Annotated in this window: 16 protein-coding genes; 11 read left to right on the forward strand and 5 right to left on the reverse strand. The window is 30.6% G+C overall.

The features are described from left to right. Window positions 1–174: 174 nt before the first annotated feature. From dnaB to QHG34_RS03075, 3 genes are all read right to left on the reverse strand, one after another. Window positions 175–1,734 carry a replicative DNA helicase gene (gene dnaB, locus QHG34_RS03065; RefSeq protein ID WP_282628680.1) on the reverse strand — a complete coding sequence of 520 codons (1,560 nt, stop codon included), beginning with the start codon at window positions 1,732–1,734 and terminating at the stop codon, window positions 175–177. Window positions 1,735–1,831: 97 nt separating this feature from the next. Then, on the reverse strand, window positions 1,832–2,785 hold the full coding sequence (locus tag QHG34_RS03070) for an acetyl-CoA carboxylase carboxyltransferase subunit alpha (protein WP_282628681.1): 954 nt from the start codon (window positions 2,783–2,785) through the stop codon (window positions 1,832–1,834). Between the two features lie 158 nt (window positions 2,786–2,943). Next, on the reverse strand, window positions 2,944–4,122 hold the full coding sequence (locus QHG34_RS03075) for a thiolase family protein (protein ID WP_282628682.1): 1,179 nt from the start codon (window positions 4,120–4,122) through the stop codon (window positions 2,944–2,946). A gap of 191 nt (window positions 4,123–4,313) precedes the next feature. Here QHG34_RS03075 and QHG34_RS03080 point away from each other — a divergent pair, with 191 nt between their 5' ends. The 3 genes from QHG34_RS03080 to QHG34_RS03090 all read left to right on the forward strand — a co-directional run bounded on the left by QHG34_RS03080 (window position 4,314) and on the right by QHG34_RS03090 (window position 7,231). Continuing rightward, complete coding sequence (locus tag QHG34_RS03080) at window positions 4,314–5,618, forward strand: M28 family metallopeptidase (RefSeq protein ID WP_282628683.1); 1,305 nt, start codon at window positions 4,314–4,316, stop codon at window positions 5,616–5,618. Between the two features lie 470 nt (window positions 5,619–6,088). Then, on the forward strand, window positions 6,089–6,661 hold the full coding sequence (locus QHG34_RS03085; RefSeq protein WP_282628684.1) for a hypothetical protein: 573 nt from the start codon (window positions 6,089–6,091) through the stop codon (window positions 6,659–6,661). Between the two features lie 54 nt (window positions 6,662–6,715). Beyond that, on the forward strand, window positions 6,716–7,231 hold the full coding sequence (locus QHG34_RS03090) for a hypothetical protein (RefSeq protein ID WP_282628686.1): 516 nt from the start codon (window positions 6,716–6,718) through the stop codon (window positions 7,229–7,231). Window positions 7,232–7,294: 63 nt separating this feature from the next. On the opposite strand, the gene QHG34_RS03095 is transcribed toward QHG34_RS03090, so the two are convergent. Beyond that, entirely contained in the window at window positions 7,295–8,248 is a 954-nt protein-coding gene (locus QHG34_RS03095; RefSeq protein WP_282628687.1) for an isopenicillin N synthase family dioxygenase, read from the reverse strand. Between the two features lie 352 nt (window positions 8,249–8,600). On the opposite strand from QHG34_RS03095, the gene QHG34_RS03100 reads away from it, so the two are divergent. The 4 genes from QHG34_RS03100 to QHG34_RS03115 are packed head-to-tail and all read left to right on the forward strand — an operon-like array spanning window position 8,601 to window position 12,302. After that, entirely contained in the window at window positions 8,601–9,638 is a 1,038-nt protein-coding gene (locus QHG34_RS03100; protein WP_282628689.1) for a glycosyltransferase family 9 protein, read from the forward strand. A gap of 44 nt (window positions 9,639–9,682) precedes the next feature. After that, a complete protein-coding gene (locus QHG34_RS03105) occupies window positions 9,683–10,474 on the forward strand; it encodes a glycosyltransferase family 2 protein (protein WP_282628690.1) in 792 nt (263 codons plus the stop codon). Window positions 10,475–10,513: 39 nt separating this feature from the next. Beyond that, window positions 10,514–11,392 carry an ACP S-malonyltransferase gene (gene fabD, locus QHG34_RS03110; RefSeq protein ID WP_282628692.1) on the forward strand — a complete coding sequence of 293 codons (879 nt, stop codon included), beginning with the start codon at window positions 10,514–10,516 and terminating at the stop codon, window positions 11,390–11,392. 1 nt (window position 11,393) lies between these two features. After that, window positions 11,394–12,302, forward strand: a complete 909-nt coding sequence (locus QHG34_RS03115; protein WP_282628693.1) for a GYDIA family GHMP kinase — start codon at window positions 11,394–11,396, stop codon at window positions 12,300–12,302. A 1-nt stretch (window position 12,303) separates the two neighbouring features. Here QHG34_RS03115 and QHG34_RS03120 read toward each other — a convergent pair whose 3' ends face one another. Next, window positions 12,304–13,083 carry a lipopolysaccharide kinase InaA family protein gene (locus QHG34_RS03120; protein WP_282628694.1) on the reverse strand — a complete coding sequence of 260 codons (780 nt, stop codon included), beginning with the start codon at window positions 13,081–13,083 and terminating at the stop codon, window positions 12,304–12,306. 97 nt (window positions 13,084–13,180) lie between these two features. Here QHG34_RS03120 and QHG34_RS03125 point away from each other — a divergent pair, with 97 nt between their 5' ends. Genes QHG34_RS03125 through QHG34_RS03140 form a run of 4 tightly spaced genes read left to right on the forward strand, consistent with a single transcriptional unit; the run spans window position 13,181 to window position 16,552 of the window. Then, window positions 13,181–13,972: a DUF5672 family protein gene (locus tag QHG34_RS03125; RefSeq protein WP_282628695.1), complete on the forward strand. Its 792-nt coding sequence runs from the start codon at window positions 13,181–13,183 to the stop codon at window positions 13,970–13,972. 53 nt (window positions 13,973–14,025) lie between these two features. Continuing rightward, window positions 14,026–14,583, forward strand: a complete 558-nt coding sequence (locus QHG34_RS03130; protein WP_407080896.1) for an L-threonylcarbamoyladenylate synthase — start codon at window positions 14,026–14,028, stop codon at window positions 14,581–14,583. Between the two features lie 31 nt (window positions 14,584–14,614). Beyond that, window positions 14,615–16,036, forward strand: coding sequence for a CCA tRNA nucleotidyltransferase (locus QHG34_RS03135; protein WP_282628696.1), 1,422 nt, complete (start codon window positions 14,615–14,617; stop codon window positions 16,034–16,036). 3 nt (window positions 16,037–16,039) lie between these two features. Continuing rightward, complete coding sequence (locus QHG34_RS03140) at window positions 16,040–16,552, forward strand: IS1096 element passenger TnpR family protein (protein WP_282628697.1); 513 nt, start codon at window positions 16,040–16,042, stop codon at window positions 16,550–16,552. Window positions 16,553–16,700: the final 148 nt, after the last annotated feature.

Consider the following 16,700-nt stretch of genomic DNA (forward strand, 5'->3'; position numbering starts at 1 on the left):
TTCAGAATTACATGATCAATAAATGCATTAATAAAATAAATTAAAAGCCATAACGAGTTGTCATACCGATTTTGTCGAGATATCTTTTAAGTTATTAATTATAATAGAGTTTACAATGATGAGAAGCTGAAATAAACACAGCTTGACGTAATATTAATTAATGAAAATTATTTTCTAAAATGGTAAATTATCGTCATCGTTGTTCATAGAACTTGTGAATTCTCCACCGAAATCTCCAAAAGCATCAGAAGGATCAATGGCAGATAAATTCATAGCGCTATTCATTTCTTGAGAACCATCGTTCATCGAACTTTGAATTTCGAAATCGCTTCCATATGAAGTTTCCAAATCAGTAAATTTAGCTTGCTCATTAATGAATCGTAAACGTACATTTTCTAACGCACCATTACGGTGTTTTGCAATGATAAACTCGGCTTGACCAGCACAAGGCTCACTTTCATCATCCCAATATTCCAATTTATAATATTCAGGACGGTAAATAAACGAAACGATATCAGCATCTTGCTCAATCGCTCCAGATTCACGTAAATCCGAAAGTAAGGGACGTTTACTTCCTCCACGAGTTTCTACCGAACGAGATAGCTGTGATAAAGCAATTACAGGAATACTTAACTCTTTTGCAATTGCTTTAAGGGAACGTGAAATCATCGAAATCTCTTGCTCACGGTTTCCATTTGCTTTTCCTCCAGCAGTCATCAACTGCAAGTAGTCAATCAAAATCATTTTTACACCATGTTGAGAAACTAAACGACGCGCTTTTGCTCTTAAATCGAAGATAGAAAGGGCAGGCGTATCGTCAATGTAAAGCGGTGCATTTTCAAGACCTTTTACTTTTGTATATAATTGTTTCCATTCGTGATCAGCTAATTTTGCTTTACGCAATTTTTCACCCGATATTCCAGTTTCACCCGAAATCATACGCGTAATCAACTGAACAGAAGACATCTCTAATGAGAAAACCGCAACCGGAATATTTTTATCAACCGTCATATTTTTCGCCATAGAAAGGATAAAAGCGGTTTTTCCCATACCAGGACGAGCGGCTAATATAATCAAATCCGATTCTTGCCAACCCGAAGTAATTTTGTCAATTTCTGTAAATCCAGAAGATAAACCAGACATTCCTTCTTTGGTAGATTGAGCTTTAATTTTGTCAATCGCTTCGGTTACCAAATCTCTTGCTTCCGAATAACTACGTTTGATTCCACCTTCTGTGATTTCGAATAATTTCGATTCTGAATAATCCAATAAATCAAATACATCGGCAGTGTCATCGTATGATTTTTCGATTACTTGATTCGAAATTTCGATTAAACGACGAAGAATGTATTTTTCTTGAATAACACGCGCATAATACTCCACGTGTGCAGAAGAAGAAACTTTTTGCGTTAATTGAATCAAATAATAATCACCTCCAACACGATCTAATTTTCCATCACTTTTCAACTCATTCGAAACCGTTAATAAATCAATTGGTTCTGAATCGTTAAATAATTTTTGAATGACAGCATAAATCGCTTGATGCTCTGGACGATAGAAAACTTGAGGGGTTAAGATGTCAATTACTTCATCTAAACCTTTCTTATCAATCATCATCGCACCAAGTACAGCTTGCTCTAAATCAACGGCTTGAGGAGGAAGTTTTCCTTTCTCTAAACCAATGGTATTGCGCTGGTTAGCTGTATGTTCTTGATTATAATTTGCTTGTTCCATAAGAGGTTCAAAATTAAAGAAAAAAACGAGATATAACTAATTTTATATCTCGTTTTTATTTGTTATATTCTACAATAACTAGTATTGTAAAAGTGTGTTATCCTGAAAATTCTCCGAATTTTATGAAACGTTCTTGACGTTGTGTTTGTAATTCTTTTGGAGAAAGTTTTTTCAATTCATTGTATGTTTCTAAAACTTTATTTTTCAAGTTTGTGTATGCAACTTCTGGTTTGTAATGTGCTCCACCAAGAGGTTCTTGAATAATATCTTCAATTAATCCTAATTCTAACATATCAGGACCAGTTAATTTCATTTGCGAAGCGGCTTGCTCTTTGTAATCCCAACTTCTCCATAAAATTGTCGAACAGTTTTCTGGTGAAATTACAGAATACCAAGTGTTTTCTAACATGAAAACTTTGTTTCCAACTCCAATCCCTAATGCTCCACCTGAAGCTCCTTCACCAATTACAATTGTAATGATAGGAACAGTTAGTTTCAACATTTCGTAGATGTTTTTCGCAATAGCTTCTCCTTGACCTCTTTCTTCAGCTTCTAAACCAGGATATGCACCAGGAGTGTCGACTAATGTAATAACAGGAATATTAAATTTTTCTGCTAATTTCATTAAACGTAAAGCTTTGCGGTAACCATCAGGATTAGACATTCCGAAACGACGATATTGTCTTTCCTTTGTGTTTTTACCTTTTTGTTGCCCAATAATCATAAAAGACTGACCATTGATTTTTCCAATTCCACCAACCATTGCTTTATCATCAGCAAAAGTTCTATCTCCGTGAATTTCGATAAATGTATTATCAGTAATTGCGTATGCGTAATCTAAAGTATAAGGGCGAGAAGGGTGACGAGATAATTGTACACGTTGCCATGGAGTTAAATTACCATAGATTTCCTTCTTTTTATTTTCAATTGCAATTTCAATTTCAACACAAGCTTGTTTGATATTAACACCGCTTCCTTCTCCGACGATTTGACAGCTTTTTAACTGTTCTTCTAAATCTTTGATAGGTTGTTCAAATTCTAAATATTCCATACAAAAGTGTTTGTTCAATTCAACAAATATAGAAAAGGTTTTTTAGCCAATTATAAATAAATGTAGAATGTTTTAGATATTTTTTTCAATTCATTCAATTTCAAAAGATAAAAGCGCCTGCTAAAGTAGTAGACGCTTTTACTTCTATATTTTGAATATTACATTTTTTCAATAATCATTGCAGATGCTCCACCGCCACCATTACAGATAGCTGCACCTCCTATTTTTCCTCCGTTTTGCTCTAAAACGTTTAATAATGTAACTAAAATTCTTGATCCAGAATTTCCAAGTGGGTGACCAATAGAAACCGCACCTCCATTTACATTAACTTTAGAAGCATCCAAGTTTAATAATTTAGTATTTGCAATTCCAACAACTGAAAACGCTTCGTTGAATTCCCAGAAATCAACATCAGTAGCTGTCATATTAGCTTTTTTCAATAATTTTTCAACCGCTTTAGCTGGCGCAGTTGTAAATTTAGAAGGTTCTTGAGAAGCATCAGCATAAGCGATAACTTTTGCAAGAGGCTTTAATCCTAATTCGTTTGCTTTATCCAAAGACATTAATACTAAAGCAGAAGCTCCATCATTGATTGTTGAAGCATTTGCAGCAGTTACAGTTCCGTCTTTAGAGAAAACTGCACGTAAACCTGGAACTTTATCAAAGTTTACATTTTTATATTCTTCGTCTTCTTTAAAAATAACTGGTTCTCCTTTGCGTTGAGGAATTTCTACAGGAACAACTTCGTTGTCAAATTTTCCAGCAGCCCAAGCTGCAGAAGATTTTTTGTAAGAATTGATCGCAAATTCATCTTGTTCTTCACGAGAAATATTGAACTCAGTTGCACAAGTATCTCCAAAAAGTCCCATCATTTCTTTGCTGTAGTAATCTTGCAAACCATCGTTCACAATTCCATCTAACAAAACAGTATTTCCGTATTTATTTCCAGTTCTTGCATTTGGCGAATAAAAAGGAACCATAGACATGTTTTCCATTCCTCCAGCAACTACAACATCTGCATCACCCAAACGAATCGCTTGCGTAGCAAACATTACAGCTTTCATACCAGAAGCACAAACTTTGTTTACCGTTGTTGCAGGAATCGTATTTGGTAAACCTGCTTTTATCATTGCTTGCTTAGCAGGCGCTTGTCCTTCACCAGCTTGCAATACATTTCCCATATATACTTCATCAACTAGATTTCCGTCTAAGTTGATTTTATCTAAAGCTCCTTTAATAGCTGTAGCGCCTAAATCTGTAGCAGGAACGTTAGATAAACTTCCTAAAAAAGATCCCATTGCTGTACGAACAGCTGAAACTATTACGACTTCTTTCATTTAATTGTGATTTTGTTTTTTATTATGATAACTTAATAATGCAAGATATAAAATTTATAGTAGTATTAATTTGATTTACTTTTTAAAGATTTTTTAAATTTGTTATTGACTTAATACAGATAATTGATTTTTTTTGTTAAAATGATAATTATCTTAGAATAGAATATTTTTTGGATGATAAAATGATTAAAATGCTGAAGATAAAAATGATATTATTTGGTTTGATTTCATGTTTTGCAATTGCAATCGGAAATGCGCAAACCTTTGATCAAAAATATTTTAAAACAATTTTAGATTCACTTACATCAAATTCGTTTGCTGGGAGAGGTTATGTAGATAATGGAATGACAAATGCAGGGAGTTATTTACAAACTGAATTCAAAAAAAATGGCTTGAGCTCTTTTTCCTCTAATTATAAACAGACTTTTACTTTTCCGATTAATGTAATCAAAGATGCAAAACTGAAAATTAATGGAAAAGAATTGAAATATGGAATTGATTTTATTATAAAACCAAGTTCTAAATCAGTTTTCGAGTCTAAGCTCGCATTTTATACTTTAAATACTAAAGAATATGTAGAATCTTTTCAATCGAATGATAAAACGAGACATTTTATTGTAAAAGATAATGAATTACAAAAAAGGAAAAATGTTATTTTGCCGCCTTTAATGACTTCTGTCGATTCTATTCAGAAATATTACAAACAATGGGCGAATATTTATGAGAAAGATGATAATCAAGATCGTGCAATTTTTCGATTTACTTCAGATAAATTAACATCGAGCCTTAGTCAGAGACAATCTTCGATTTCTGAGTTTATTATTTCGGATAAATTTTATTCGAAAAACATGAATATCAATGATTTTTCTATAAAAACTGAATTAAATAATTCATTCGAAGCAAATAATATAATTGGTTACATTGACGGAAAGAATAATGATAGCGTAATTGTGATTTCTGCACATTACGATCATTTAGGGAAAGTTGGAAAAACTATTTTTCCTGGAGCGAGTGATAATGCAAGCGGAACGGCGATGATGATGACGTTGATGACGTATTATTCGAAGCATCAACCTAATTATAAAATGGTTTTTATGGCTTTTGCAGGTGAAGAAGCCGGAATTATAGGTTCAGATTATTTTGTAACCAATCCTTTATTTAATTTGAAGCAAATCAAATTTTTAGTCAATTTAGACATTATGGGAGCGGGCGATCAAGGAATTCAAGTCGTAAATGGTAAAGTTTTCCCGGCAAAATTTAATAAACTCGTTGCGATAAATTCAAAAAATAATTATCTTAGAGAAGTTAAAAATAGGGGAGAATCGTGTAATTCTGACCACTGTCCTTTTTATTTAAAAGGTGTTCCGTCTTTTTTTATTTATACATTAGGAGGAAAAGGTTTTTATCATGATCCTAATGATACCGCAGTAAATTTAGATTTAAGCTATTCAGAAAAAGTCTTTTATTTACTAAGAGATTTCATAGATGTATTATAAAAAAAAAATAATCCGTTCTGAAAGAACGGATTACTAACCAACCTAAACTACTATAAAAAACTCTAAAAAGTAAAAAAGAGTTGCGAGTAAGTTCAACTTCATGATTCCATTTCATTTTACTCGTTTAATACTCTCTGTATTACTATCTATGAATAAATTATTTGACTCTGCAAATGTCTAATTTTTTTGTCTGATTTGAAACAATATGAAAAGATTTTATCTATGATAGTAATAGTTTAAATTTATAACAATTGATTAAAATCGGTTATAAACTTGTATTGAAAAGGTTTTGAGTAAAGACAATAAGAGTATGAAGAATAATCTAAAAGTTATATTTTAACATAATATTAACTTTTAAAATTCTTAGCTAGTAGAGTATTTGTAAATTAATTCTTTAAACTAAATTTGAAAAAATAATTAAAGTTTAAAAATGCTTTGATCGTTACAAATTCTAAACCAAATTTAGTTAAATGAAAAATATTTTTTTAATTCTATTGTTTAATTTATCATTAAGTATTCATGCACAGAATGTTAATCCGGATCAAGTTCGTGTTAAAATTTATGATACGATTGTAAATGATATCAATAAACATAGATTAGCTTCGATAAACAAACAAATTGTTATAGATCCTACTATTAATAAGTTTGGTGATTATAAATTAGATGAATTTGGCGTAAAATTAGATTCAGTTAAATATGATCAGAATTTAAAGTTTTGTACAAAAACTTCTGTATATAAATGTGTTACAAAATTTGAGATAGATCAATATAAAATAGTGAATGTATTTAAAGATCAAAAAGATGCAATTCATCAAGATTTTTATGGAATATATGCGCCCTTAGATAGTTGGTATAATTTGATTTATTTTTCGATGGTAAAACATTTTGAGAAAGATAGAGCTTTCCAGTTTGATGTAGTAATTCCGGTAAGAAATGTTTGGATAAGTGAGAAGGAGATGAAAGAGCAAATTTATTTTTATCAGTTGAAGTTTGATGAACGCTTTAAGATTCTGAAATTTGAAAAATTATTTCTAAAACATTAATATTCAGTCCTAAAAAATCGTAAATTAGCAATAATGTAAATCAAATAAAAACCAATGTTAAATGTAAGTTCGTATATTGATGAGTTGTTACAACTTTCAAAAGGTAATCTTAGAATTTGCCGAATGAATTGGTGGCTTTTGAAGTATGAGGACGAGTTTAAGAATGCAATTGACGAAACTTCTTGTAAAAAATGGCAACGTTGGTTTTATAATGACGAACATCCTTATCCGTGTGTTTGTCCGAAGCGAGAAAAATTATGTGTTTTCATCGATTTGTACCGAGAATTAGATCGTTTGACACAAGTACAACGTTTGGAAAAGTTTTTTGAAGACTCTTTTCAGCGATTTGAGTTGATAAAAGATTCAACAGACTTAATAAGAGGTTGGATGAGTGAAATAAGACCTGTTATTTCATCAATTTATTTGTTATTAGATAAGAACGATAATCTCAAAATTAGGTTTTATAATTCTGATCCTGTTTTGGAAGTGAATATCAATAAAAACGATTACAAATACACTTTACTTTGTTTAGATATTTTTAATTATAATATGTACGTAAAAGGTATGTAAAAAAGAAAAGAGAGTTGAATAATCAGCTCTCTTTTCATGTGAAATAAATAGATTAAATATGGTTTATTTTATTAAACCAATTTCTCTTAAACGCTGTGTTAAAAAATCTCCAGCTGTAATATCTTCAAATTGTTTTGGATTTTCTTCCGTAATACAATTCTCTAAAACAGATAAATCCATTTCAGAAACTGGATGCATAAAGAATGGAATAGAAAAACGAGACGTTCCCCATAATTCTTTTTCAGGATTAACTACTTGGTGAATAGTCGATTTTAAACGATTGTTTGTATGTCTTGATAACATATCACCAACGTTAATTACTAATTCGTCATCAGCTGCAATTGCATCAACCCAAGTTCCGTCATGTTTTTGTACTTGTAATCCACGACCTTGCGCTCCCATTAATAAAGTAATCAAGTTAATGTCACCATGAGCACCTGCGCGTACAGCACCTTTAGGTTCTTCTGTGATAGGAGGGTAGTGAATAGCTCTTAAAATAGAATTTCCGTTTTGTACTTTATTATCAAAATAAAATTCGTCTAATCCTAAGAAAATTGCTAATGCACGAAGTACATAAATACCCGTTTTTTCTAATTGTTTATATGTTTCTTCTCCGTATTTATTGAATTCTGCAACTTCTTTTACATCAACGTTTTCAGGATAATTGTATTTTGCTTTATCTTCTTCGTTTACATATTGTCCAAAGTGCCAAAATTCTTTCAAATCACCTTCAGGTTTATCTTTTGCATGTTCTTGACCAAAAGCTGTGTATCCTCTTTGTCCACCAATTCCTTCAACAATATAACTACGTTTAGTTTCTGTTGGTAATGCGTAAAATTCGCGAACGTTTTTATATAAATTCTCTACCAAATCGTCAGATAAAAAATGTCCTTTTAAAGCTACAAATCCAATTTCTTCGTATGCTTTACCAATTTCATTGACAAATTTTTGTTTTCTTGATGAATCTTCAGATAAAAAATCGGCAAGATTAACTGATGGTATTCCGTTTTGTGACATCTGTGTGTACTTTTTTGTATAATTCTTTTGCAAATGTATGTAAACATTTTTATTGTGGATAATTTTGTTAATAACTTTTTTGATTGTCTATTGTTTTATGTGTTATTGAAAAGGTTAAATCAATTATTATCGAATAAAATATTGATTATTATTGTTTTGATATTTTATTTTAGGATTTGTTGCTTGAGATTGATTATAGATTTATTTGATTTGTATTAATATTTAGATAAATGTTTTTTATAATAATTTTTTGTTAAGAAAGAAATGAGTGCATCAAATTATTTATCGGACAATAATTAGTAGTTTTGTTGTATAACTAAGTTTTATGAAGATTTTGATTATACAACACAAAATGATAGGAGACGTTTTAATAACTTCTTTGTTGTGTGAGAATATCAAAAAAGCATTTCCTGATGCTACAGTTGACTATTTAATTAATAGTAATACTTTACCAATTTTAGAAAATAATCCATTTATTGATCAGAAAATAGTTTTTAATGAAAACGAAAATAAAGGATTAATGAAATTAATTCAGTTTTCTAAAAAAGTTAACCAAAATAAATATGATGTAGTAATTGATGCTTATTCTAAAATTCAGAGTTGGGTTGATGTTTGGATAAATAACGCGCCCAAAAAAATATCATACAAAAAATCTGGTCGTACTTTTTTGTATACAGATAATGTCGTAAAACATAATGAGCCTAATTCATTTTTAGGTTTGGCGATAGAGCATCGTTTAGCTTTATTGAAACCTTTGGGAATAGAAGTGCCTTTGGCTACTGAACCAAAGTTGTATTTGAGTGATGATGAAATTAGTTTTGCGAATAAAGTATTTACAGATCATCATGTTGATGAATCTCGTAAAACAGTTATGGTGAGCTTACTTGGTTCGGACCCTTCTAAAACTTATCCCTTAGATGAAATGGCAAAAATGATCAATTTTATTGGTCAACATTATAATGTCAATATTTTGTTTAATTATTTTCCGAACCAAATAGCTCAGGCTAAAGAAGTATATAATCAATTATCAAAAGAAGCTCAATCTAAAGTTTACTTTGAATTATTAGGAGGAGATTTACGTCAATTTATCGCCATAGCAAATAAATGTGATTTGATTGTAGGAAATGATGGTGGAGCGATTAATATGACAAAGGCTGTAGGGAAGAAATCTTTTATTATTTTTTCGCCTTGGATTGATAAAAATGTTTGGGCAACTTTTGAGGACGGAATTAACCATACGAGTGTTCATTTAAAAGATTATTATCCAGCAAAATTTGAAGGATTAAATAATCGAGCAATAAAAAAACAAGTAGATGATTTCTATTCTATGTTCAAATTTGAATTATTTAAAGATAAATTAGAAAAATTTCTATCAACTTTTTTAAAATAAATTCAGAAAATTTTAGTTCTTATAATTATAGTTTATAATAAATAATGCCCAACAAAATCTCTGCTCTACTGATTACTTATAATGAAGAAAATAATATACAACGTTATTTAGATAATGTTGAATTATTTGCTGATGAAATTATTATTGTAGACTCGTATAGCACAGATAAAACGGAGTTAATAGCAACTAAACATCCAAAAGTTAAATTTATAAAAAGAGCGTTTGATAATTTTACAAACCAAAAAAATTATACTTTAAGTCTTGCTCAACACGATTGGGTTACTTTTTTTGATGCAGATGAAGAACTTTCTTCGAGCTTGATAGAGGAAATGCAAAACAAAGTGAATTCAACATCAAATAATGTAGCTTATATGGCTTATCATTATTTTTACTTTAAGAACAAAAAGATTCATTTTTCTGGACAACAAAATGTAAGAGCTGTACGCCTTTTCAAGAAATCAAAATGTCGTTACAAGGAAGGTTTGATGGTTCATGAGCTACTTGATTGTGATGGAGAAATAGGCGTTTTAAATCAAAAAGTAAAACATCATACTTTTGTTGACGAAGAATATTATTTAGATAAATTAAATAATTACTCTAAACTGAGAGCAAAAGAATTACAATTGAAAAATTTAGTTCCGACATTTTTTCATCATAAAATAAAACCTGCTTATCGTTTCTTCAATTATTTTATATTAAGATTTGGCTTTTTAGATGGAAAAGAAGGATTTACGATAGCAAAACTTCACGCAATATCCGTAGCAAACCGATACAAATATTTAGACGAAATTTATCAAGAAGAAAATCTAAAAACGTCGTTAAATAAGGAAGTTTAAGATTTTGTTATACATTTGTGTTAGATAAAAAATAATAGCATGAAAGCATATGTTTTTCCAGGACAAGGCGCTCAATTCTCAGGAATGGGAAAAGACTTGTACGAAAATTCTACAATAGCAAAAGAATTATTTGATAAAGCAAACGAAATTTTAGGTTTCGATATTACTTCAATCATGTTCGAAGGATCTGCGGAAGATCTAAAACAAACAAAAGTTACTCAACCAGCTGTTTTCTTACATTCAGTTATTTTAGCTAAAACTTTACCAGATTTTAAACCAGAAATGGTTGCGGGACACTCTTTAGGAGAAATTTCTGCTTTAGTTGCTAACGAAACGTTAGATTTTGAAGCTGGATTGAAATTAGTTTACAAACGTGCATTAGCAATGCAAGCTGCTTGCGAAGCTAATCCATCTACAATGGCTGCAATCTTAGGTTTAGACGACAAAATTGTCGAAGATGCTTGTGCAGAAATTGATGGAGTTGTAGTTGCTGCAAATTATAATTGTCCAGGTCAATTAGTAATTTCTGGAGAAATTGAAGCTGTTAATTTAGCTTGCGAAAAGTTGAAAGAATTAGGTGCAAAGCGTGCTTTAGTTTTACCAGTTGGTGGAGCTTTTCACTCACCTTTAATGAAACCAGCTGAAGAAGAATTAGCAAAAGCAATTGAAGAAACAACTTTCAATACCCCAGTTTGTCCAGTTTATCAAAACGTAACAACTACTGCAGTTACAGATCCAGCTGAAATCAAGAAAAATTTGATTGCTCAGTTAACAGCTCCTGTAAAATGGACGCAATCTGTACAAAATATGATTGCTGATGGTGCAACCGAATTTATTGAGGTTGGCCCAGGTAATACTTTACAAGGTTTAGTGAAAAAAATAAATAGAGAAGTTTCTACTTCTTCTGCAGGCGCATAACATGAAAAAATTCCGTTCCAATGGTAAATTATTCCTTATCGGGGAATATGTTGTAATGGATGGCGCAAAAGCATTTGCACTGCCCACAAAATATGGGCAGTGTCTTTTTGTAGAGCGAAATCTAACACAAAGTAATACAGTTAATTGGAAAGCAAAAAAACACGATGATTCGCTTTGGTTTGAGGCTCAATTTGAGTTAAATTCTCTCAAGATTATTTCTTCAACCAATCAAAAGTTGAGCGAATCGCTGCAAAATATTTTATTTCTGGCAAGGTCTTTAAATCCTATTTTTTTCGAATCTAATTTAGGTTATAACTGTGAAACAAAGTTAGAATATCCGCAAGAGTGGGGACTTGGAAGTAGTTCTACGTTAATTGATTTGATAAGTCAATGGATAGATATTAATCCGTTTGAATTAAATAAATTAACTTTTAACACAAGCGGTTATGATATTGCTTGTGCGCATCATAATCAACCAATTTTATATTCAAATAATCCAATTGAAGTTAAAGAATTAGCGTTGAATTGGAATTTTATTGATGATTTATATTTTGTTTATCTTAATCAAAAGCAGGATACACAGGCAGTTGTAGGGAATCATTATAAAAACAAAACAAAAGATTGGAATCTAGTTCATCATCTTTCTGATTTAGTTATTGAAACAACTAAAGTGAATTCAATTACAGACTTTGAGAGTATAATGAATGAATATCAAGATCAATTAGCCGATTTTATGCAGCAACCTAAAGCAAAAGATTTGTATTTTCCGGATTATAATGGAATTGTAAAAAGTCTTGGTGCTTGGGGTGGAGATTTTGTATTGATTACAAAAAGAGAAGGTTTCGAAGAGTATTTTAAACAAAAAGGATACAATATTATTGTACCCTTTCGTGAGATGATTTTATTGTAAATTATTTTTTTCCAATTAAGGCTTTTAATTTCTTTTTACGCGCTTGTTTTAAATGAAATTTTTGCTGGAATTCTTCCGTATAAAACCACATTTTATCAATAGTTTCTTGCTCATTTTTATGATTTAATTTGGCATATTCTTTTGCCATAATTTCTACCATATTTTTTTGTGGAGATAAACGAGAGAAATTTTTCATTCGTTGATCAAAATTCATTGAATCATGAAAATTCATACGATTAAGATCTACTAAATAAAACTCGTATTGATTTTCTCCAACTTGTTTTATTAGTGTATTTCCAGGAGAATGGTCTAAAAATTCAATTCCAGCTTCATGCAAATCAAAAGTGAATTTGGTGAATTGTTTCAAGATTTCTTCACGATTTGGATAATTGATATCTTGAACTAATTCTCTGAATGTAATTTCGCTCGAAACCAATTCGCAAAAGTAATAGCTTTTCAAAAATGATAATGAAGAAGTGTTTTCAACATAAGCAATCGGTGTAGGCGTTTTGAAACCTAAATCAATTAATTTTAGAGCGTATCTATAAGATCGTTCAGCTTTTGATTTTCTGAAAAATTTGTACACAAATTTATTGACAACATTCGGAATTTTAAATGATTTTATAGTTGCAGTCTTTTTATTCTCTAAAACTACCTTTTTGATCGAGTTTCGTGTCCCTTTCGCTAAATAATCATTTATTGAATCAAAGTTTTCAATAATTGATTTGATTTCGGTTTCGGTAGTCTTATAATTATTATTTACGACAATTTTTTGCATCATTTTTATTAAATCTTATGATTATAATAGAATTAATCTATTATTCACTTTGATGTGTCAAAGATATGTTTATTTTTGCTTTAAATTGTAGACATTTTTAATGAATAATTCTACCGACATAGCTATTGTAATTCCAATTTACAGAGATTTTTTGGACAAATATGAGCAAGAATCGATTAATAGCATAATTCGACATTTTAATGATTTTGAAATAGTTTTTGCAGCTCCAGAGAACCTTACTTTCAAGAGTTACCAATCGTATTTTTCGCAGTTAAATAATTATAGAGTTGTTAATTTTAATCAAGATTGCTTCAAATCAATTGATGCGTATAATCAACTTTTATTAGATTTTAATTTTTATTCTATTTTTTCTAATTATAAATATATATTAATTTGTCAATTAGATGTATATGTGTTTAGGAATGATTTATTAGATTGGATAAACAAAGGATACGACTACGTTGGTGCTCCTTGGACTGGTAGCAAGCGTAATTTTATTAACTTAACTTTTGAACGAATTAATAAAGTTACTAGAAAACTGAAAGGTAAAACGCCGCAGAATATTGAGCGACTTTTTAAAGTAGGTAATGGAGGTTTTTCTCTTAGGAATGTTGAAAAGTTTATTGAAATAACTAAGGATATGGAGGTTCCTATCAAAAATTATTTGGCTGTTAAACCTGCATCAGAGTATCATATCGAAGATGTTTTTTGGTCACTTTGTGTACCTAAAAACTATCCTGATTATAAAATTCCTGATTGGAAAGAAGCGCTGAATTTTTGTATTGATAGGAAGCCAGAATTATCACTTAAATTCAACAACAATCAACTACCAATGGCTTGTCATCGATTTAATCAACCCAAAGCTTATAAATTTTGGAGTAAATATTTTTAATGTAGATTTTCCTACAATACCTTTGCACTCAAATACATTAAAATAAATTTAAAATGTCAGATATAAACGAGATTGTAGCAAAACTAAAACAAGGCGAAACGATGCTTTATCCAACAGATACAATCTTAGGATTGGGCTGCGATGCAAAGAACGAAGCTGCAATTGAGAAAATTTATCAGATAAAGAATCGACCATCTTCAAAATCGTTGATTATTTTGGTTGATTCGCCTCGTATGTTACAAGATATTGTAGAGGTACCAGAATTAGCTTGGGATTTAATAGAATTTAACGAAAAACCTATTACAATTATTTATGATAATCCAAAAGGTTTACCAAAATCATTAGTAGCAGGAGATAATACAATTGCTATTCGGTTGACAGATGATTTATTCTGTAAAAAAATCATCGGAAAATTAGGTGGTCCTATTGTTTCTACATCTGCTAATTTATCAGGAGAACCTTCGCCAAAAGTATTTTCGGAGGTAAATAAAACTGTGATTGAGGGAGTTGATTTTATTCCAGAAGAAACTAAAACATTTGTACCTCAGTTCACTGCATCTACCATAATTAAATTAGGTCTAGATAACGAAGTAAAAGTTATTAGAGAGTAGTTTTTTTCATCAAATCGTTTACTTTTGCAGAATGAAAATCTTAGAAGCCGTATCAAATCCAATTTTTAATCATGTAGCAGAAGTTGCTGATAATATCAATCAGGAAACTTATGTAGTTGGAGGATTTGTACGCGATTATTTATTAAATCGTGGTCAAAAAAAAGACATCGATTTTGTAACCGTTGGCAACGGAATCTTATTAGCCAAAGAATTATCAAATAAATTAGGAAACACATCGCAGGTTTCTGTTTTTAAGCGTTTTGGTACAGCAATGTTCAAATACGAACAAACAGAATTAGAGTTTGTAGGAGCTCGCAAAGAGAGTTATTCTGAAGATAGTCGAAAACCACATGTAGAAGACGGAACATTAGAAGATGATCAAAAACGTCGTGATTTTACAATCAATACATTGGCGATATCAATGAACAAAGAAAATTTTGGCGAATTAATCGACCCTTTTAATGGAGTGGAAGATTTGAATAATAAAATCATCAAAACGCCATTAGAGCCAAATGTTACCTATTCTGATGATCCTTTGCGCATGATGCGCGCTATTCGTTTTGCTGCACAATTAAATTTTGAGATCGAAAAAGATTCATTTCAAGCAATTATTGATAATGCGGATCGTATAAATATTGTATCTTTTGAACGTGTAATGGACGAGTTTCAAAAGATTATGATGACAGATAAACCTTCGGTAGGATTATTGTTGTTAGAGCAATCAGGATTGTTACAACATATTTTACCAGAGTTAATTGCATTAAAAGGAATTGAAGAAGTAGAAGGTCAAAAACACAAGGACAATTTTTATCATACGTTAGAAGTTGTGGATAATATTTCTGAAAATACAGACAATGTTTGGTTGCGTTGGGCTGCACTTTTACACGATATAGGAAAAGCTGTAACAAAGCGTTTTGATAAAAAAGTAGGCTGGACGTTCCATTCGCACGAGTTTGTTGGGTCTAAAATGACAGTTAAGTTGTTTAGACGACTTAAATTACCATTAGGTAATCAAATGAAATATGTGCAGAAGTTGGTTATGATGAGCTCTCGCCCAATAGCTGTAGTAACAGATGATGCTACAGATTCTGCATTGCGTCGTTTATTATTTGATGCTGGCGAAGATTTTGACGATTTAATAACGCTTTGTAAAGCAGATATTACAACCAAAAATGAAAAGAAACAAAGACGTTTCAAGCAAAATTTTGAAGTTGTAGAACAAAAAATAAAAGATGTTGAAGAACGCGATAAAGTTCGTAATTTTCAACCACCAATTTCAGGTGAACAAATTATGGAAATATTTGGTATTCAACCTGGAAAAGAAATTGGAATTCTAAAAAATGCCATAAAAGAAGCAATTCTTGAAGGCGAAGTAGAAAATAATTATAATTCTGCCTTAGAATTTGTAATTAATATGGGAAAAGATTTAAATTTGGAACCGAAAAATATTTAGAAAGTGATATATAAAATTCGTGTATTCCTTGATGCAAAAGAGGATGTATTTAGAGACATAGAAATTAAAGAGAAGCAAACTTTATTCACATTATACAAAGGTATCATTAGTGCTTTTAGTTTACAAGGTGAAGAGTTAGCATCATTCTATGAATTAGATGAAGATGGAAACCAAACAAAAGAAATTCCTTTAGAGGATATGTCCGATGATGGTACAGATGAGACAATGGCAGATTTTTATATCAAAGAAGCTTTTGTTAATCAAGGAGATCGTATGGCTTTTGTATATGATTTTATGGAAATGTGGACGTTTGTTGCAGAATTAATTTCTGTAGAAGACAAACCAGCAGTTCTTAACTATCCTTTGACTGTTTATCGTTTTGGATCAATGCCTCTTAAAGCACCGAAGAAAGACTTAATGGTAGATTTAGAAGAAGACGAGGATATAGATTTTGCAGAAGACGCAGAATTAAATGATCTTCAAATTGATGAAGATTTAGACGTAGACGATTTATAGAAATCAACACTTATATATCAAAAATCTGGATGGCAACATTCAGATTTTTTTATGCCTAATAATCAGGTATTTGATGTTTTTTTCATTTTCCCAAACAACCTTTTTTCCGTAACTTGCATCTACTCATAAAAGAACATCTATGAAACAA

This window comes from Empedobacter sedimenti (assembly GCF_030005555.1).
GTDB lineage: Bacteria > Bacteroidota > Bacteroidia > Flavobacteriales > Weeksellaceae > Empedobacter > Empedobacter sedimenti.